Origin of the sequence: Streptomyces sp. NBC_01012, assembly GCF_045162755.1 — a bacterium.
Classification (GTDB): Bacteria; Actinomycetota; Actinomycetes; order Streptomycetales; family Streptomycetaceae; genus Streptomyces.
Map to the genome: position 1 here is coordinate 1,054,248 of NZ_CP108688.1, position 17,860 is coordinate 1,072,107.

The following is a 17,860-nucleotide window of genomic DNA, read 5'->3' on the forward strand; positions in this document are numbered from 1 at the left end:
TGACGAGCCGGGAGACGCTCGGGTCGGAGGCGACCGGGCCGAACACGGCTGGCCCCGCCCGCAGTTCGGCGGCAAGCGGAACGGCTGGCCCGGCCCGGGAGACCACCGGCCGACCGCTGCCCTCGATGCGGACATGCGGACAGGACCCCGTAGGCCTCCTCGCCTGCTAAGTGCTTCCTCCCTCGTCACCAACAGGCCCCTCAGCAAACCCTGTCGTTGCAGGCCAGAAGCGTTTTCTGCCTGTTGACCAGCCTCGGGACAGGCTGCCTCGCGAAGACGCGGGGTTAAGTGTCCGAAAACTCGGGGTGGCGTCGGCGGCACTCAAGTGACCAGCGTGATCAGGCAGGTTGAAGGTCGCCGAGGACCGATGATATACACATGTTACTTTCATGTCCCTTCTCCGATCCCTCCTCCGAATCGAGGATCGCAAAGCGATGTGATTCCCCGCGCGAATTCGTTGGAGAAGCGTTCGCACCGGGGCGAGCAGCAGCCGGCCGTAAGCGCCCGGATTCAGGAAGTTACGAGCAGCTGCCCATAGTTGTTGATGCGGCCTCAGCCGACCCGAACCTAAGCGAGTAGACGTGACAACCCAATACCTGGACCTCTTCGCGCGCCTCATCGAAGGCTCCGACGGCGGAAGGAGGGAGTTCCTGGAGATCGGTCGGCTCGCCGGAAGCTTCCCCGCGGCCAGCGTGCGCACCGACGGGCAGACGGCCGACCCGGACAGCATCAGCGTCTGGTGCAGCAACGACTACCTCGGCATGGGCCAGCACCCCTCGGTGCTCGACGCCATGAAGAAGGCGGTCGACAAGTACGGCGCCGGCGCCGGCGGCTCGCGCAACATCGGCGGCACCAACCACTACCACGTGCTGCTGGAGAAGGAGCTCGCCGCGCTCCACGGCAAGGACGACGCCCTGCTGTTCACCTCCGGCTACACCGCCAACGACGGCGCGCTGTCCGTCATCGCCGGCCGCATGGAGGGGTGCACCGTCTTCTCCGACGCCCTCAACCACGCGTCCGTCATCGACGGCCTGCGCCACAGCCGCGCCCAGAAGCAGATCTTCCGTCACAACGACTTCGCCCACCTGGAAGAGCTGATCGCGGCGGACGACCCGGATGCCCCCAAGCTCATCGTCGCCGAGTCGGTGTACTCGATGAACGGTGACATCGCCCCGTTGCCGGAGATCGCCGACATCGCCAAGCGCTACGGGGCGATGACGTACCTCGACGAGGTGCACGCGGTGGGCATGTACGGCCCGGAGGGCGCCGGCATCGCGGCCCGGCTGGGCATCGCCGACGACTTCACCGTCATCATGGGCACCCTGGCCAAGGGCTTCGGCACCACCGGCGGCTACATCGCCGGCCCCACCGAGGTCATCGAGGCGGTGCGCACGTTCTCCCGCTCCTTCATCTTCACCACCGCGCTGCCGCCCGCCGTGGCGGCCGGTGCCTTGGCCGCCGTACGCCACCTGCGCTCATCCGACGCCGAGCGGCAGCGGCTGTGGTCGAACGCGCAGCTGATGCACCAGCTGCTCGACGAACGCGGCATCCCCTTCATCTCGGACCAGACGCACATCGTGTCCGTCCTGGTGCGCGACGAGGACGTGTGCAAGCGAATGTCCGCGGCACTGCTGGAGCGGCACGGCATCTACGTGCAGGCGATCAACGCGCCGAGCGTGCCGGTCGGTGCGGAAATTCTGCGGGTCGCCCCCGGAGCGGTGCACACCGCCGACGAGGTGCGCGGCTTCGTCGACGCCTTGGACCATATCTGGGAAGAGGTGGGTCATGCCCGTGTGCCGGCGGCCCCGGCCGGCTGACCAGCGCACTCACGAGAAAGATGGACCTAACCTCATGACGAACTCGATGGAGAAGCTCTGGGGCCGGAGCTATCACCCGGCACCAGAACGTCCACGCCAGCTTGTCTGTTTCCCGCACGCAGGCGGTTCCGCCTCCTTTTTCCACCCTGTCTCGGCACAACTCTCCTCCGTGGCAGAGGTGTTGTCGGTGCAGTACCCCGGCCGACAGGACCGCCGCGCCGAGTCCAGCCCCACAGACATCCGGGTCATGGCCGAGCAGGCTTATGGGGCCCTGCGTGACCGGCTCCGGTCACGGCCAACCACGTTCTTCGGTCACAGCATGGGCGCGCTGGTGGCGTTCGAGGTGGCCCGGTTGCTGGAGGCCGACGGCGGCGAACTGACACACCTCTTCGTCTCGGCGCGCCGCGCGCCCTCACGTCACCGCGAGGAGAACGTGCATCGCCGTGACGACGATGGAATCATCGCCGAGCTGAAGCTGCTCGCCGGTACGGACAGCGCGCTGCTCAGTGACGAAGAGTTGTTGCGCATGATCCTCCCGGCGATCCGTAGCGACTATGCCGCGGTGGAGACTTACCGTTGTGCCTCGGGGGTCACAGTCTCCGCGCCGATCACCGCACTGGTCGGCGACAGAGATCCCGCGGTGACGACGGAAGAAGTGCAGAGCTGGAGCGGGCACACCACAGGAGCGTTCGACCTCCGTGTCTACCCCGGAGGTCACTTCTACCTCAGCGAACAGGCACCCGCCGTCTTGGCGCTGCTCGGTCAGCACTTCGTCGCCACGCACGAGCCCGTGCCCAAGTGACGAACCGTTCCGGGTTTGGTCCCATGCCACGAAGCTGGGTGGGTGTTTCATCCTGATGAGGGCGGCGTGCGCGATGCAGGTGGTGCGGAAGTCGCTGCCGGCCGACGCCCGAAGGGCGGCATCGCGGCGTCAGGTGCGTGCTCTCGGCGTGCCGGGCGTCGACCGGCGTACTGGTGTTGTACGTGGTCGGCGCTCGGTGCGGCGAGAGTGCGTGCATGGCGTCGCGAGGCAGACGGGAATGGTCAGACAGGCCCTAGCGTGAGGCCCGCCTGCGGAAGAGATAGGCCCCGCAGAGCACACCCGCCACGAAGACCCCCAGCAGGGCCGCCCAGAGCGGCATCGTGACCTTGGGGATGATCACACGGATGGACACATCGGCGGTGTTCACGCAGATGAAGACGATGGCCAGTACCGCCAGCACGGTCACGGCGATCCGGGCGGGTGTGAAGGCGCTCGTGGTGCCGCTGGATACGTCCTTGGGACTCATGAGCGGCCCTTTCGCTGGTCCTGGTACCGGTCCGGGGACCCGGCGCGGTCCCCGGACCCCAGGATGGCTCCGTCCCGGGTCCGGGGAGCGGTGGAGCAGGGCCGAACGGGTGACGGTCAGCCGACCGTCGGGAGCTCCAGGACCCCGGTGTCCCCCGGGGCGCTGACCACGGTGACCGGCTTGACACCCCGGTTCCCGACGTACGCCGTGTCGCTGGCAGCGATCACGAAGCGCAGCCTGTGCCCCGCCTCGTAGCGGTGCACGATGCCCGGCAGCTCGACGGTGAAGGGCTGGGTGACATCGGGGACGCGTACGGGGGCGACCAGGCGGTTCACCAGCTTCTGGGTGCCGTCGGGTGCCACGTCGTAGACCTTCGCGAACAGGGCCAGCTTGTCGGCGGCGTCCCCGCTGTTCTGGACGCGTTCCGCCTTCGGGGAGTCGACCTTCAGGGTCGCCTTCGGCGCGCCGACGACGTCCACCGGGTCGGTCAGCGGGGCGCTGGTCCAGCCGAGATAGGTGCCCTTGGTGTCGTACGGCTCCGGGTCGGGCAGCCCGATGAGTCCGGCGAGGGAGCTCTCGGAATGGCTGCTCGGCAGCAGCCAGTTGGTGTACCGGCGGCTGCCGCTGGTGACCTCGGAGCGGCTGTCGACCAGGGCGCCGTCGCCGGAGAGGTACAGCGACCGGGACAGGGCGGGGACGGCTGCCGCGGTGCCGTAACCGCTCTGCCAGTCACGGTAGTAGGCGAACTCGGGACCGGTCGTTGCGCTTTCGTCGTGGTGGAGGTAGCGGTCGAACCAGGCGAGGATGCGCTGTCCGACGTAGCTGGTCTCCAGATTGCCCGAGGCGAGGTCGAGTTCACCGGGCACCGAGCCGCCGCTGTGGCCCCAGGCCTGCCAGATCATCTTCGTGGTGGTGCCCTGGGCCTCCAGTGTCCGGTAGGTGGCGGTGGCCTCGTTGAGGTTGAACAGGCTGTCCGCCTGGCCCTGGACGAGCAGCGTCGGCGCGGTGACACCGGACAGGTAGGAGGCCGGTGAGACGCTGCGGGCGTACGTCAGCATCTCCTGGGTCTCGGCGGCCGGGTAGCGGCCGGAGTTCAGGAGGCGGATGGTGTCGCACGCCTGGGCGGCGAAGTGCAGACAGCCGAGGCTGCCGATGCGCGACGGGTCGAGGCTCGGGACCAGCAGGGGCTGGCCCTCGCCCATCAGATAGAAGCCGTTGGTCCACTGCCACTTGAAGACGCCTGGCGTGTCGGACGAGACACCGTCGGACGCTCCTGCCGCGTTGGGGGCCAGCGAGTACGCCAGGTCGTTCCACGTGATCAGCGGGACGAGCGCGTCCACCCGGTGGTCGGCGGACGCGGTCGCCAGCTGGATGGCTCCCCCGTACGAGCCGCCGACCATGCCCACCACCGGGTCGCCCGGAGCGTCCGTGGTGACGTAGTCGACCTCGGTGCCGTCGTCGGCGGCGCGGGTACCGGCGAGGAAGTCGACGAGCCCGGAGGCCGCCTTGCCGTCGATCGCGGGGTCGTCGAGTGTGATGAGGCAGCCGGACTTGCCGAAGCCCAGGCCCGAGTAGACGAGAGAGACGTAGCCACGCTCGGCGAAGGCCTTGCCGATGGCGTCGGTCGAGCCGTCGGACTTGCTGCCGCCGAAGCCGTTGGTGGCGAGGACGGCGGGGGCCGGGTGCTGCGCGTCGGCGCCGGCCGGCCGGTAGAGGTCGGCGTCGACGGTGCAGGACCTGTCGCCTGCCCGCACGGTGAACTCCAGTGGGGTGACGGTGTACCGATCGGCCGCGGAGGCCGGAGGGGCGCCGGTCAGAGCGAGCGGGGCGAGAAGTGCCGCCCCTGCGAGCAAAGTGAGTGGACGGCGGAATCTGGGCACAGCACGCGACACATGGGCCTCCACACCGAGGACACATTACTGACCGGTAAGTACCGGGCCCGGCCCATGCTGTGACACACCTCATAGCGATGTCAACGTGCGGGGACGGAGTTTCCGCCCGGATCTGCGCCGCGCCCGCGGGCCCGGACCTCAGACCAGGGCGGGGACCTGGAAGGTGAGCGTGCAACGGCCGCCGTCCGCCGGCGCGTCGAGCACCGCGGGGACACCGAGAGGGACGGTCAGGGTGGTCGGGCCGTGGCCGAATCCCAGCTCGTCGACCACGGGAACCCCGAGTCCTCCGAGCCGGTCGGCGAGGACCGCTCGCACGCCGTCGGCCGGTCCGCAGGCCTCCCATGAACCGCACACCACCCCGGCTATCGAGTCGAGGGCGCCGATGCGCAGCAGCCGGGTGAGGATGCCGTCGAGCCGGTAGGGGGCCTCCCCGGTGTCCTCGATCACGAGCAGCCCGCCCCGGGCCGATGTCCGGGCACGCGGGGTTCCGGCGTCGGCGGCGATGAGGCTCGCGCAGCCGCCGTAGGTGATCCCCCGGGCGGTGCCGGGCACCAGGGCGACCGCAGCGTCCGAACCCAGGGTCCGCACCGACTCGGGCTCGAACAGCGTGGAGCGCAGCGCTTCCTGGGTGTCCGTGTCCTTCAGGAACACCTCGGTGGCGACCATCGGGCCGTGCAGGGTCGAGAAGCCGGCCCGCAGGGCGAAGGCCTCGTGCAGCACGGTGATGTCGCTGTAGCCGACGAACACCTTGGGCCCGGCCGCCCGCATCGCGGACCAGTCGAGGAGATCCACCATGCGGTGGGCGCCGTACCCTCCCCTGGCACACAGCACGGCGTCGACGGAGGGATCGCACCACGCCGCCTGGAGGTCGCGGGCACGGTGCTCGTCGGTGCCCGCCAGGTGGTCGAGGTCCGGATGCCGCTCCAGCACGTGGGGGGCCACGACGGGGTCGAGGTCCCAGCCGCGCAGCAGGTCGAGGCCGCGCTCCAGCCGCTCGGCCGGCACGGGGCCGCTGGGGGCGACGACGGCGACCCTGGCTCCGGGCCGCAGCCTGGCCGGGCGGGCGAGGGGCTCCAGGGTCACTCCGTCAGCTCCAGCCGCGGCACATCGGTGCGCTCTACGCCGAACGTCTGCGCGTACAGGGAGAGTTCGGCCTCCAGTGCGCGCCGCACGGTGTCGGCGCGGCGGAAGCCGTGGCCCTCCCCCTCGAAGGTGAGGTAGGCGTGCGGAATCCCGCGTCCCTCGATCGCGGCGAGGAAGCGCTCGGCCTGGACGGGCGGGCAGATCGGGTCGTCGAGCCCCTGGAGCAGTACGAACGGGGCGGTGAGCCGGTCCGTGTTGTTGACTGGCGAGCGTTCACGGTAGCGCTCGGGCACCTCGGCGTACGGGCCCACGAGCGACTCCAGGTACTGCGATTCGAAGTCGTGGGTCTCACCGGTCGCCCAGCCCTCCAGGTCGAGGATCGGGTAGCTGATGACTCCGCAGGCGTACACATCGGTGCTCGTGAGGGAGGCGCCGGTGGTCCAGCCCCCGGCGCTGCCTCCCCGGATCGCCAGCCGTTCCCGGTCGGCCCAGCCCTCATCGGCCAGCCCCAGGGCGACGGCGGCGCAGTCCTCCACGTCGACGACGCCCCACTGTCCGCGCAGCCGCTCGCGGTAGGCGCGGCCGTAGCCGGTCGAGCCGCCGTAGTTCACCTCGGCGACGCCGATGCCCCGGGAGGTGAAGTAGGCGATCTCCAGGTCGAGCACGAGCGGGCTGCAACCGGTGGGACCGCCGTGCGCCCAGATGACGTAGGGCGGCAGCTCGCCCTCGGGCCCGGTGCGGTCGGGGTGACGCGGCGGGTAGACATGGGCGTGGATCTCACGGCCCTCCGGTCCTGTGAAGCTACGGATCCGGGGCTCGGGGTAGTGGGCGGGGTCGACCGCGTCCCGGTGGGGGGCGCCGATCGTCCGCGTATGTCCGGTGGCGGTGTCCAGCTCCACCACCTCGTAGGACGTGTGGGGGCTCGCGGCCACGCCGATGACCCTGGTGTCCTGCACGGCGAGCGTGGACGCCCAGGCGGTCCAGGGGCCCACGGCGTCGACCAGTTCACCGCTCTCCGGGTCGAGCACCCCGAGGGCGTTGCTGCCCCGGCCGTGGATGACGGCGATCAGCCCGCTGTCCAGCAGCTGGAACCAGCGCTCGCCGATCTTCCACAGTGACCCGCCGAACTCCTCGTTCCGCCCGGTGCACAGGCGGCCGGCGGGAACGGCCGCGCCCGCGACGGCGTCGGGGCCGAGCCGCCGGAGCTCCCACCAGCCCCCGGCGTCGGACACGAACAACAGCGAGCCGTCCCGGTCCCACTCGACCTGGACGACCGACTCGTCCTCGCCCCCGGCCAGAGTCCTGACCTCGGTGAAATCACCCTCGGCGGTCACCTCGGCCGTCTTCACGAGGGTGCCGTCCCAGGGCATCCGCGGATGGTCCCACGCGATCCAGGCGGCGCGGCGCCCGTCGTGCGACAGCTTGGGCCCGGTGACGAACCGGTGGTGGTCGTCGGTGAGTTCGCGTACGGCGCCACGGTGCTCGGCGGCCGATCCGTCCAGCGGTACGGCGGCGATCGCCCGGCGCACATCGGTGGGCGACTCGCCGGTGAACTCCTCCAGCACACACCACACTTCGCCTCGCTCGGGAAGCAACCGCGGTTCCACCCAGCGCAGTCCGCCACCGACCTTCGACACGGGCGTGAGCGGCCAGGGCGCGTCCGGCCCGTCCGGGGCGTACGCGTACAGCCGCTGGTCGGCGAAGTGGACGAAGACGACCAGCGGACCGCCTTCATCGCGCGCCGCGCCGGCCCACGGCACCCCGCCGTACTCGATGACGCGGCTGCGGGGGTTCCACGGTTCGGGGAGGACCGACCCGGTGCTGCCGTCCGCCCTGCGGCGTACGAGGGCGCGACGGCCGCCCTCGGCCGGGCGCGGCTCCGTCCACCACACCTCGTCACCGACGGTACCCACGTACTCCGGCCGGCCGTCGTGCGAAGCGGTCAGTGCCGCGTCGATCGGTGACGGCCATGTTCCGTACGCCGCTGTGGACGCCATGGTCGGTTTCCCCCTCTTCGGTCGGGCAGTGCGGGTCGTCGGGCGGTGCGGGTCGTCAGGCCGTGCGCAGGAACTGGTCCAGGACCCGGACGCCGAAGTGCAGTGCGTCGACGGGCACCCGCTCGTCGACGCCGTGGAACAGCGCCTGGTAGTCGAAGCCGACGGGCAGCTTCAGCGGGGAGTAGCCGTAACCGGTGATGCCGAGCCGCGAGAACTGCTTGGCGTCCGTGCCGCCCGACATGCAGTACGGCACGACGTGGGCGTCCGGGTCGAACAGCGCGATGGCCTCGCGCATCTTCGCGTACGTCGATGAGTCGACCGGAGCCTGGAGCGCGACCTCGCGGTGCTGGAACTCCCAGTCGACGCCGGGCCCTGTCAGCCGGTCCATGGTCGCGTGGAACTCGTCCTCGCCGCCGGGCAGCACGCGCCCGTCGATCTGGGCTGTGGCGTGGCCCGGAATCACGTTGACCTTGTAACCCGCCTCCAGCATCGTCGGGTTGGCGCTGTTGCGCACGGTCGGCTCGATCAGCGCGGCCGCCGGGCCGAGCTTGCCGAGCAGCTCGTCGACGTCGAACCCCGGGGCGTCCAGGTCGGCGCGGATGTGGTGGAGCGCGGCGATCTCGGTGAGCGCGGCCCGCACGGTGGGGGTCAGGCGTACCGGCCACTCGTGGGCACCGATCCTGGCCACGGCGGCGGCGACCCTGCTGACGGCGTTGGCCTTGTTGACCTTGGATCCGTGGCCTGCCTTGCCCTCGGCGGTCAGCTTCAGCCACGCCGTGCCGCGCTCTCCTGCCGCGACGGGGTAGAGGGCCATGCCGGGTCCCGCGTGGAAGGTGAAGGCACCGGACTCGCTGATGCCCTCCGTGCAGCCGTCGAAGAGCGCGGGGTGCTGGTCGGCGAGGAAGCCGGCTCCGTCGTCCGCGCTGGCCTCCTCGTCGGCCGTGTAGGCGATGACGATGTCGCGGCGCGGGCGTACGCCGGCGCGTGCCCAGGCCCTGACGACCGCGAGGACCATCGCGTCCATGTTCTTCATGTCGATGGCCCCGCGCCCCCACACGACGCCGTCGCGCACCTCCCCGGAGAACGGGTGCACGGTCCAGTCCTCCGCCATGGCGGGGACCACGTCGAGGTGGCCGTGCACGAGGAGCGCGTCGGCCGACCTGTCGGTGCCCTCGATCCGGGCGACGACGTTCGTCCGTCCGGGCGTGCGCTCCAGGAGCGCGGGCTCCAGGCCCGCGGCGGCCAGCCGCTCGGCGACGTACTCGGCGGCCGGGCGTTCCCGGCAGCTGCCGTCACCGCTGTTGGTCGTGTCGATGCGGATCAGCTCGGAGGTGAACGTCACCGACTCGTCGAGCGCCTGCTGGTCGACCGGCCCGGTGGGGACCGGCCCGGTGGGGACCGGCCCGGTGGGGACCTGCCCGGTGGGGACCTGCCCGGTGGGGTTGCCCGCCTCAGCCATACTGTTCCTCCACGGCGGCCGACACGATCGTCGTCACCGCCTTGAATGTGCGAATACCTTCGTACATCGTCCCGCTGGTGTAGGCGACGCGCCGCTCGCCGCTGCGCTCCACGCCGGGGACCACCGTCGCGGCGCCTGCCAGGTGCTCGGCGTCGAATTCCAGCTCCACGGCGTACGAGCCGCTGGTCACGGGGGTGTGGCGCACCGCGAGCGCGGTCGCGGCCTCGGCGGCGGCCCTGATGTCCGCTGCGGTGCGGGCCGGGGTGCGGCACACCGCCGCGTACCGCGAGACATGATCCTTCACCGCGACCGTACGCGCCTCGGGGGCGTAGCCCTTCGCGTCCACGCAGGTCAGGTCGTCGCCGGTGACCAGGACGACGGGGACGCCGTACTCCGCGGCGACATGGGCGTTGAGCAGGCCCTCGCTGGCACGGACCCCGTTCAGCCAGACCCCGGTGATGGAGTTGGCGAGGTAGGTGTGGGCGAGGACGCCCTCCGCGCCGGCGCCCGTGTGGTAGCCGACGAACGCCACGGCGTCGACGTCACCGTGCTGGATGCCCTCGACCATGGAGAGGGACTTGTGCCTGCCGGTGAGCATCTGGACACGGTCGTCGAGCCGCTCGAGAAGCAGATTGCGCATGCTCCAGTGGGCCTCGTTGACCAGGACCTCGTCGGCGCCCCCGTCGTAGAAGCCGAGCGCGGCGGCGTTCACGTCGGAGGTGAACAGCGACCGGCACCGTTCCCACTGCGGGGTGCCGGGCAGCACATCGGCCGGCCAGGTCACTCCGGTGGCGCCCTCCATGTCGGCGCTGACGAGGATCTTCACGGTGCGCGGTCCTGTCGCTGGTCGGTCGTTCCTCCGCCCCGTGCGCGGGAAGAGGATCTTCGTGCCGCATCACGGTACGCGCCGGGACCGGCCCGGACCAGGGCCGCGCCGATCTGTCACTGGTCCAGTCCGGTGAAGGCGTCCGCCGCCCGGGTGCGGGTCGGCGGACGCCGGAGATCAGACGCGTCCCGCGCCCTTGACCAGCTCCTGGATCCGGGCGAGCTCCTCGTCGGCGAAGTCCAGGTTGCGGACCGTCGCCACGCTGTTCTCCAGCTGGGCGACGCTGCTCGCGCCGACGACTGCGGAGGTGACCCGGCCGCCGCGCAGCACCCAGGCGAGCGCCAGCTGGGCGAGGGACTGTCCGCGCTCCTGGGCCAGTTCGTTCAGTGCGCCCAGCCGGCTCACCAGGTCGGGGGTGACGGCCTCGGCGGACAGGAAGGGGCTGCTGCCGGCCGCGCGCGATCCCTCCGGGATGCCGTTCAGATAGCGGTCGGAGAGGATGCCCTGCTCCAGCGGGGAGTAGGCGATGGAGCCGGTGCCGAGCTCGTCCAGGGCGTCCAGCAGCCCGTCCTCGACCCAGCGGTCGAGCATGGAGTAGCGCGGCTGGTGGATGAGGAGGGGGGTGCCGAGCTCGTTCAGGATCCGGGCGGCCTCGCGGGTCTGCTCGGCGGAGTAGTTGGAGACACCGACGTAGAGCGCCTTGCCCTGGCGCACCGCCGTGTCGAGCGCGCCCATCGTCTCCTCGAGCGGGGTGTCCGGGTCGAAGCGGTGCGAGTAGAAGATGTCGACGTAGTCGACGCCGAGCCTGGTCAGGCTCTGGTCGAGCGAGGAGCGCAGGCTCTTGCGGGAACCCCACTCCCCGTACGGCCCCTCCCACATGTGGTAGCCCGCCTTGGTGGAGATGACGATCTCGTCCCGCAGCCCGGCGAAGTCCGTCCGCAGCGCGCGGCCCATGGCGGTCTCGGCGGAACCGGGCGGCGGACCGTAGTTGTTGGCGAGGTCGAAGTGCGTGATGCCGAGGTCGAAGGCCCTGCGCAGGATCTCGCCCTGCGTCTCGGGGGTCCGGTCGCCCCCGAAGTTGTGCCAGAGTCCGAGCGACAGCGCGGGCAGCAGCAGGCCGCTGCGGCCGGTGCGCCGGTAGGGCATGTCGGTGTAGCGGTCGGCGGACGGAACGTACATTCGGGCACTCCACGGGACACGGCGTCGCGCGCCAGGTCTGGTGCGCGCCTCCAAGACTGGCGGAGAACGATCCAGCGGTCCAACAGGAGATTCCGCTGGGATTCATCGGTTAAATTGCTCAATCATGGAATTGCGTCAGCTGGAGCACTTCGTCGCCGTCGCCGAGGAGCAGCACTTCACCCGGGCGGCCGAGCGGCTGGCCGTGTCCCAGTCGGGGCTGTCCGCGTCCGTCCGGGCGCTGGAACAGGAGCTGAGGACGCCCCTGTTCAGCCGTACGACCCGCACGGTCAGGCTCACCGAGGCCGGGACCGCGCTGCTGGTGGAGGCGGAACGCACGCTGGCGGGGGCCAGGGCGGCGCGGGACGCCGTCGACGCCGTACGGGGGCTGTTGCGCGGCACGCTGACGCTGGGGGTGGAGCAGTGCGTGGCGGGGGTGAGCACGGCGCGGCTGCTCGCCGCCTTCCACCGGGAGCATCCGCACATGGAGATCAGGCTGCGGCAGGAGGGCACGTCCAGCCTGCTCGACGGCGTGGCGGGCGGCCGTCTCGACCTCGCGTTCGCCGCGACGGTGAGCCCGCCCGAGTGGCGGGGCGAGCTCGTGCCGCTGGCGCGGGAGCCCATGGTGGCCCTGTGCGCCCCGGGTCACCGGCTCGCGGATGCGGGCGCGCGGGTGGCGTGGGGCGAGCTGCGGGGTGAGTCGTTCATCGACTTCCACCCGGACTGGGGGCCGAGGCGGGCGGCGGACGAGGCGTTCGCCGCTGCGGGGACCCGCCGGACGGTGGCGCTCGAGGTCAGCGATGTGCACAGCCTGCTGGAGCTGGTGCACGAGGGCCTCGGGATCGCGGTCGTACCGCACCACTTCTCCCGCAAGCCGGAGGCGCGCGGCCTGGTCGCGCTGGAGCTCGGCGGACTCGACGGAGAGCGCCTGCCGGTCTACGAGAGCGTCGTGGTGCTTCCGCCGCCCCAGACCATGAGCCCCGGCGCGAAGGCCCTGATGACCCTGGTCAGGGAGGCCCCGGTGCGCTGAACCCGACCGGCCGAGGCGGCCACCTGGGCCGCTCGGCCGCGCTCCCCCGGTCGCCGCGCGCCGCCCGTCAGCCGCTGAGCGCTTCGGCGAAGGCGCCCGCGTCCTGGTCGACTCCGCTGCAACTGTCCGATGCGGCCGTCGTGTCCTCGTCCGAGGCGCACTCCTGGTCGCGGAAGGATGCCCAGAGGGAGAGCGCGCCCACCCCCTGGCGGGTGGCGTAGGTGCGCAGGGACGCGGCGTCGTCGAGGGTGAAGGTCTCCCCGTCGACATCGTTCACCCCGATCATCACGGTGATGTGCAGTGCCTTCCACGCCTGTGTCCTCGACAGTCCGAGCACGTCCGTCAGCTGGTCGTGGGCCGCGGCCGCCGCCTGCTCCGCGTAGTCGCCCATGTCACCGCTGTGGGAGCCGCTGTAGTTCATCGCCATGATGTTGACCGCCGAGACGTCGACGCCCTGGTCCACCGCGTCCTCGACGACGGCGAGCCCGGTCTTCTCAAGACCTTCCGGCATGACGGGCAGGGTGTAGGTGACGTCGAGGTCACGCTTGTCCTGGAGCAGGGCGAGTGCCTCGTTGCGGCGGGTGACGGAGGCGGTGTCGGTGAGCGCGTCGCCCTCGATGTCGAAGTCGGCCTTCGTCGCGCCGACCGCGTCGAGCACCTCGGCGTAGGCGTCGGCCAGTTCCTCCGCACTGTCGCAGGCCTGCGCCGCCTCGGTGCCCGCCGCGCCGCCGAAGGAGACCCGGATCTCGGCCCCCGTACCGGTGAGCGCCTCGGCACGGGCGGCGACCGCTTCGCTGCCGACCGCCGCGGTGCCGCCCCAGAGCGGGGTGCGGCTGGACGCCTCGGAGGTGACGAAGGCCAGGTTGTACGTGTCGGGGGAGCCCGCGCTGTCGGTGTCGGCGGCGGTCGTGGCACTCACGTACGGGGTGTAGTCGGTCTCCGCGGCAGCCGTGGGCCGGGGCGGTTCGGACCCGTTGGCCTGGTCGGCGACGCCGCCCGGCGAGCACGCCGAGCAGACCAGGCCGAGCGCGACCAGTCCGGCCACGGCCGAGGAAACCCGTGTGCGCCTTCGCATGCTGTGTGTGCACCTGCTCCCGGAAGCTCGTCCCGCACTGCAGCCGGTGCTGCCGGGACACCCTTGAACCTCTCACACCCCAGGCCCGCGCGAAGACACAGGAAACTCATGGGAGAGGGCCGGCGGAGGACGTCGGAAGCGGCCAACTCCCCGGCCGGCGTGGGTCCGAGCGGCGGCGGGAGGCGGCGTCGCACCCGGCGGACTCTCAGCGGTCCGACAGGTTCGGGCCCGCTTCACAGCCCCCGGCCAGGAAAGCTCCAGAGTTCGCACATCAAGCTTCGCCACCATGCGCACATGCAATCCGACCCCCTCATCGAGAAAGACCCGGCGCCGCGCGGCCGACGCCGGGCCGACGGTGTCCCGGCCCATTCGGCCGGGCGCCGCCGCGCAGCCGAACGGGCCCAGGAGGGGCCCGTCTTCGTGGACAGCTCCGGGCGCAGGGCGAAGCTGCTGCGGCGCGCCGGCATGCTCCTGGGCGCCGTCTGCGTGGGTTACGCCGCCGTCCTGGGGCTGGCCTTCATGGGCGGCATCTCCATGACGCCCTCCCAGCTGCTCCCCTTCGACGGCGGCCCGGGAGCCGAGGCAGGTCCGGGCGGCGGGCAGCCCGGGTACGGCGCCCCACCGGGCGGCACCGCGCCTCCGAGCGGCGCGCCGCCGGCGCCGGGCGGGGCGACACCCTCGGCATCGGCATCGGCGACCGCTTCGGCGTCGGCGACTGCTTCGGCATCGGCGACCGCCTCGGCGTCCGCGACCGCTTCGGCGTCGGCGACTGCTTCGGCATCGGCGACCGCCTCGGCGTCCGCGACCGCTGCGGCTGCGGCTTCGGCTTCGGGCGGGGAGGGCTGATGGCCGCTTCGCGCCGCAGGCACGCCACACCCGGCAGGATCAGCCGCGTACGGCGTCAGGCCGTCCCCCGGCCCCGGGTGATCATGGCCGTGCTGTTGTTGCTGGGGCTCGTCTGCATGATGCTGCTGGACGGCTATCTGCGCTCCGAGATCGGCAACGACCAGCGGGTGCGCTCCGGTGCGTCGTCGGACTCGGTGCCCAGCGATGTGCTGGAGGGCGGGCCCCTGCTGAGCTTCCCCGGTGGCACCGCGCGCACACAGTCCGTGCCGGACAAGACCATCGTGCTGACCTTCGACGACGGCCCCGATCCCGAGTGGAGCGAGAAGGTGCTGGACGTCCTGGACGAGAACGACGTGCCGGGCACCTTCTTCCTCATCGGCTCGATGATCTCCCGCTACCCGGACATCGTCCGCAGACTGGTCGACGAGGGCAACGAGGTGGGTGTCCACACCTTCACCCATGTCGATCTCTCCTACCAGAGCGAGGCCCGCGTGAAGCGGGAGATCGCCCAGACCCAACTCGCGCTGGCGGGCGCGGCGGGCATCACCACGACGCTGTTCCGCGCGCCGTACTCCTCGAAGACCGATGCGATCGACGACTACAGCTGGCCGGTCTACGAGCGCCTCGGCGCGATGGGCTACACCAGCGTGTTCATCGACACCGACAGCGAGGACTGGAAGAAGCCGGGCGTCTCCAAGATCGTCGAGGGGGCCACGCCCAAGGACGGCAAGGGTGCGTCGGTGCTCTTCCACGACTCGGGCGGCGACCGCTCCGAAACGCTGGCCGCGCTGCCGAAGTACATCAAGAAGATGAAGGCGAAGGGCTACACCTTCACGACGGTCAGCGGCGCCCAGCAGCAGGACGCCTCCGCCGGGGAGAACACGGACGGTGCCACACCCCCCGCGCCCGCCCAGGCAGGCGGCACACAGGGAGGTGGTACGCAGAGCAGCCCGGAACAGGCCGCCCACCGCAAGGCGGACACCGCGAGCGTGTGGGAGGGCCGTGCCCTGCTCGGCGCCGTTGCCGTCGCGGAGTGGACCGTGCCTGTGCTGGCCTCGGCGCTCGGGATCGTCGGGGTCGCCGTCCTGGCCCGCTTCGGCATGATGCTGCTGCTCGCCCGGCGCCACCACCGAAAACGCAACCGGCGGGGATTCAGCTGGGGACCCGAGGTGACCCGCCCCGTGAGTGTGATCGTGCCCGCGTACAACGAGAAGGAGTGCATTGCCAACACCCTCAACTCCCTTGCCGCGAGCACCCATCCGATCGAGATCGTGGTCGTCGACGACGGCTCGACGGACGGCACGGCGGAGATCGCCGAGTCACTGGGCCTGCCCAATGTCCGGGTGATCCGGCAGGAGAACGCGGGCAAGTCGGCGGCTCTCAACAACGGTGTGCGCCAGGCGCGTCACGACATCGTCGTCATGATGGACGGGGACACGGTCTTCGAGCCCGACGCGGTGCACGAGCTGGTCCAGCCGTTCGCCGACCCGGAGATCGGCGCCGTCGCGGGCAACGCGAAGGTCGGCAACCGGTCCACCATGATCGGCGCCTGGCAGCACATCGAGTACGTCATGGGCTTCAACCTGGACCGCAGGATGTACGACCTGCTGGGCTGCATGCCCACCATCCCGGGCGCCATCGGGGCCTTCCGCCGCCAGGCGGTCCTCGATGCCGGCGGGATGAGCGAGGACACGCTGGCCGAGGACACCGACATCACCATCGCCCTCCACCGCGCGGGCCGGCGCGTCGTCTACGCCGAGCACGCCCGCGCCTGGACCGAAGCACCGGCGTCGCTCGGCCAGTTGTGGCGTCAGCGCTACCGCTGGAGCTACGGCACCATGCAGGCGCTGTGGAAGCACCGCAGGTCCGTCACCGACCGGGGGCCCTCCGGACGCTTCGGACGCGTCGGCATGCCGCTGGTCGTCCTCTTCCAGATCGTCACCCCGGTGTTCGCACCGCTCATCGACGTGTTCACCGTCTACGCGATGCTGTTCATCGACTTCCGAGCCTCGCTGCTCGCCTGGCTGGCGATCCTGGCCGTGCAGCTGTTCTGTGCGGCGTACGCCTTCCGACTCGACCGGGAGAAGTACAGGTACCTGCTGATGCTTCCCCTCCAGCAGCTGGCGTACCGGCAGTTGATGTACCTCGTGCTGATCCACTCCTGTGTCACGGCGGCGACCGGCGGGCGGCTGCGCTGGCAGAAGCTGAAACGCACCGGTGAGGTGGGCGCGAGCCGTGCGGGGGTCTCGTAGTGGCAGGGACGCACCGCAGGACTGAGCCTCCGCCCGCGGCGGTCGCCGGCACCGGACGCGACCGCTCCTTCGATGTGCTGCGGGCCGTGGCGCTCGTCCGGGTGGTGACCTACCACACCTTCGAGTGGCCGTGGCTGGGGTATGTCTTCCCGTCCATGGGCGTGATGTTCGCGCTCGCCGGATCGCTGATGGCCCGCTCGCTGGAGCGGCCCGCCGCCGGGGTGCTCCGGAGCAGGCTGCGCAGGCTCCTGATACCTGTGTGGCTGTTCGGCCTCGTGCTCGGGGTGGCGATGCTGCTGCACGGCTGGGTGCCGGGTCATGACGTGCTGCTGTGGGTGCTGCCGGTCGGTGATCCGCCCGGCAACGCGTGGGGTGAGCAGGCCTGGGCGGTGCTCTGGTATCTGCGCGCCTATCTGTGGTTCGTGCTGCTCTCGCCGCTGCTGCTACGTCTCTTCCGGCTCGCCCCGCTTCCCGTGCTCGCCCTGTCCCTGGTGCCCGTGGTGGTGCTGGAGACGGTGACCGGAGTGCCGGAAGGCCGGACCGGGAGCGCGCTGAGTGACGCCTCGGTGTTCCTGTTCTGCTGGCTGCTGGGCTTCGCGCACCGCGACGGCGTGCTGGACCGGGTGCCAGGCTCTCGGGCGGTGAGCGTCGCGGTGCCCCTGATGGCCGTGGGCGGCTGGTGGGCGGCCGGCCACCCGGTGGACGGTGTGGCGGACCTGGATGACATCCCGCTCGCACAGGCGCTGTGGTCGGCGGGGTTCGTGCTGCTCCTGCTGCGGTTCCGGCCCCGCTTCGACGGACTCGTACGTCACCCGGTGGCCGACCGGATCGTCACGGTGTTCAACGCCCGCGCGGTGACGGTCTATCTCTGGCACGAGGTGGCACTGATGGCGTCGGTGCCGCTGATCGACCTGATGTGGCAGGTGCCGGCCATGGAACGGCATCTGCCGCTGGACAGCCTCTGGTGGCAGTTCGGCGTCGCATGGGTCCTGATCGCGGCCGCGGTGGTGTGCCTCGGGTGGGTCGAGGATGTCGCGGCGAGACGCCCGCCCCGACTGCTGCCATGAGAGCGGGGCGGGGTGTGCGGAACTCCGCACACCCCGCCCCACCCCTCTGGG

14 protein-coding genes are annotated in these 17,860 nt (G+C 71.0%); 6 read left to right on the top strand and 8 right to left on the bottom strand.

What is annotated here, in order from left to right; all coding sequences use genetic code 11:
• The first annotated feature begins 581 nt into the window (after positions 1 to 581).
• A complete protein-coding gene (gene hemA, locus OG623_RS04465; RefSeq protein ID WP_406144465.1) occupies positions 582 to 1,817 on the top strand; it encodes a 5-aminolevulinate synthase in 1,236 nt (411 codons plus the stop codon).
• A gap of 34 nt (positions 1,818 to 1,851) precedes the next feature.
• Positions 1,852 to 2,619 carry a thioesterase II family protein gene (locus OG623_RS04470; protein WP_406144466.1) on the top strand — a complete coding sequence of 256 codons (768 nt, stop codon included), beginning with the start codon at positions 1,852 to 1,854 and terminating at the stop codon, positions 2,617 to 2,619.
• A 253-nt stretch (positions 2,620 to 2,872) separates the two neighbouring features.
• On the opposite strand, the gene OG623_RS04475 is transcribed toward OG623_RS04470, so the two are convergent.
• From OG623_RS04475 to OG623_RS04505, 7 genes are all read right to left on the bottom strand, one after another.
• Complete coding sequence (locus tag OG623_RS04475) at positions 2,873 to 3,106, bottom strand: DUF1049 domain-containing protein (RefSeq protein WP_406144468.1); 234 nt, start codon at positions 3,104 to 3,106, stop codon at positions 2,873 to 2,875.
• A 116-nt stretch (positions 3,107 to 3,222) separates the two neighbouring features.
• On the bottom strand, positions 3,223 to 5,010 hold the full coding sequence (locus OG623_RS04480; RefSeq protein ID WP_406144469.1) for a CocE/NonD family hydrolase: 1,788 nt from the start codon (positions 5,008 to 5,010) through the stop codon (positions 3,223 to 3,225).
• Between the two features lie 126 nt (positions 5,011 to 5,136).
• Positions 5,137 to 6,081: an LD-carboxypeptidase gene (locus tag OG623_RS04485; protein WP_406144471.1), complete on the bottom strand. Its 945-nt coding sequence runs from the start codon at positions 6,079 to 6,081 to the stop codon at positions 5,137 to 5,139.
• Positions 6,078 to 8,078, bottom strand: a complete 2,001-nt coding sequence (locus OG623_RS04490) for a prolyl oligopeptidase family serine peptidase (RefSeq protein ID WP_406144473.1) — start codon at positions 8,076 to 8,078, stop codon at positions 6,078 to 6,080. Before OG623_RS04490 ends, OG623_RS04485 begins: the two co-directional genes overlap by 4 nt.
• Before the next feature lie 55 nt (positions 8,079 to 8,133).
• On the bottom strand, positions 8,134 to 9,537 hold the full coding sequence (locus tag OG623_RS04495; RefSeq protein ID WP_406144474.1) for a M20/M25/M40 family metallo-hydrolase: 1,404 nt from the start codon (positions 9,535 to 9,537) through the stop codon (positions 8,134 to 8,136).
• A complete protein-coding gene (locus tag OG623_RS04500) occupies positions 9,530 to 10,363 on the bottom strand; it encodes a M55 family metallopeptidase (protein WP_406144476.1) in 834 nt (277 codons plus the stop codon). Before OG623_RS04500 ends, OG623_RS04495 begins: the two co-directional genes overlap by 8 nt.
• 177 nt (positions 10,364 to 10,540) lie before the next feature.
• Entirely contained in the window at positions 10,541 to 11,542 is a 1,002-nt protein-coding gene (locus tag OG623_RS04505) for an aldo/keto reductase (protein ID WP_406144477.1), read from the bottom strand.
• A 124-nt stretch (positions 11,543 to 11,666) separates the two neighbouring features.
• Here OG623_RS04505 and OG623_RS04510 point away from each other — a divergent pair, with 124 nt between their 5' ends.
• Positions 11,667 to 12,569, top strand: coding sequence for a LysR family transcriptional regulator (locus OG623_RS04510; RefSeq protein WP_406144479.1), 903 nt, complete (start codon positions 11,667 to 11,669; stop codon positions 12,567 to 12,569).
• A gap of 67 nt (positions 12,570 to 12,636) precedes the next feature.
• Here OG623_RS04510 and OG623_RS04515 read toward each other — a convergent pair whose 3' ends face one another.
• On the bottom strand, positions 12,637 to 13,644 hold the full coding sequence (locus OG623_RS04515) for a chitinase (RefSeq protein WP_406144481.1): 1,008 nt from the start codon (positions 13,642 to 13,644) through the stop codon (positions 12,637 to 12,639).
• Positions 13,645 to 13,938: 294 nt separating this feature from the next.
• Between OG623_RS04515 and OG623_RS04520 the strand changes: the two genes are divergently transcribed.
• The 3 genes from OG623_RS04520 to OG623_RS04530 are packed head-to-tail and all read left to right on the top strand — an operon-like array spanning position 13,939 to position 17,809.
• Positions 13,939 to 14,490 (top strand): hypothetical protein, encoded by a 552-nt coding sequence (locus OG623_RS04520; RefSeq protein WP_406144482.1) that lies wholly within the window; start codon positions 13,939 to 13,941, stop codon positions 14,488 to 14,490.
• The gene (locus OG623_RS04525; RefSeq protein WP_406144484.1) at positions 14,490 to 16,742 is read left to right on the top strand and encodes a bifunctional polysaccharide deacetylase/glycosyltransferase family 2 protein; all 2,253 of its coding nucleotides are present in this window, start codon (positions 14,490 to 14,492) and stop codon (positions 16,740 to 16,742) included. Before OG623_RS04520 ends, OG623_RS04525 begins: the two co-directional genes overlap by 1 nt.
• Positions 16,742 to 17,809: an acyltransferase family protein gene (locus OG623_RS04530; RefSeq protein WP_406144485.1), complete on the top strand. Its 1,068-nt coding sequence runs from the start codon at positions 16,742 to 16,744 to the stop codon at positions 17,807 to 17,809. The genes OG623_RS04525 and OG623_RS04530 overlap by 1 nt, the downstream gene beginning before the upstream one ends.
• The last annotated feature ends 51 nt before the right edge of the window (positions 17,810 to 17,860 follow it).

Bases quoted from the DNA above. Each gene is read 5' to 3' on its own strand.
- OG623_RS04515 (WP_406144481.1), bottom strand. From the start codon at position 13,644: ATGCGAAGGCGCACACGGGTTTCCTCGGCCGTGGCCGGACTGGTCGCG.
- OG623_RS04470 (WP_406144466.1), top strand. From the start codon at position 1,852: ATGACGAACTCGATGGAGAAGCTCTGGGGCCGGAGCTATCACCCGGCA.
- OG623_RS04505 (WP_406144477.1), bottom strand. From the start codon at position 11,542: ATGTACGTTCCGTCCGCCGACCGCTACACCGACATGCCCTACCGGCGC.
- OG623_RS04495 (WP_406144474.1), bottom strand. From the start codon at position 9,537: ATGGCTGAGGCGGGCAACCCCACCGGGCAGGTCCCCACCGGGCAGGTC.
- OG623_RS04525 (WP_406144484.1), top strand. From the start codon at position 14,490: ATGGCCGCTTCGCGCCGCAGGCACGCCACACCCGGCAGGATCAGCCGC.
- OG623_RS04490 (WP_406144473.1), bottom strand. From the start codon at position 8,078: ATGGCGTCCACAGCGGCGTACGGAACATGGCCGTCACCGATCGACGCG.
- OG623_RS04520 (WP_406144482.1), top strand. From the start codon at position 13,939: ATGCAATCCGACCCCCTCATCGAGAAAGACCCGGCGCCGCGCGGCCGA.
- OG623_RS04510 (WP_406144479.1), top strand. From the start codon at position 11,667: ATGGAATTGCGTCAGCTGGAGCACTTCGTCGCCGTCGCCGAGGAGCAG.
- OG623_RS04475 (WP_406144468.1), bottom strand. From the start codon at position 3,106: ATGAGTCCCAAGGACGTATCCAGCGGCACCACGAGCGCCTTCACACCC.